General features: G+C 74.6%; 1 pseudogene. It reads right to left on the bottom strand.

The window, feature by feature from the left end:
- Positions 1-394, bottom strand: a pseudogene (locus tag EAD96_RS00020) (superoxide dismutase); the annotation flags it as partial.

The raw sequence follows: 394 nt of genomic DNA, 5'->3' as shown, positions 1-394 counted from the left end.
GCGTGGTGAACCCGTCGGCGGGCGGCAGCGTGCCGCCGCGTCCCAGCGGCAGGCGGTAGAGCACCGGCCGGTTCGAGTCGGTGAACCAGGCGGCGTCGCGGGTGAGCGTCACGTCGTTGACGAACGTCGGCGCCTCGGCGAACCGGTAGCTGGCGAGTACGTCACCGGTGCGCGTGTCGATCACCCGGGCGTCACCGGCGGTGCCGCCGGCGACGAAGAGCCGGCCCCGCGGGTCGATCTTCAGGCCGAGCGAGGGGGTGCCGGTGGCGGGGCTGACCTGCTTGCCGGCTCCGGTGATCAGGTCGGCGCGGTAGATCTCACCGGTGGCCCTTGACCCGAACCAGGCGTACCGGCCGGCGGCGGCGACGCCCTCCGGCGCGAAGCCGTCGGGCAG

Source organism: Micromonospora sp. BL1 (assembly GCF_003667485.1).
Lineage (GTDB): Bacteria > Actinomycetota > Actinomycetes > Mycobacteriales > Micromonosporaceae > Micromonospora > Micromonospora tulbaghiae.
Note: the sequence above shows the minus strand (reverse complement) of the source record. Positions and strands in the feature narration are given on the sequence as shown.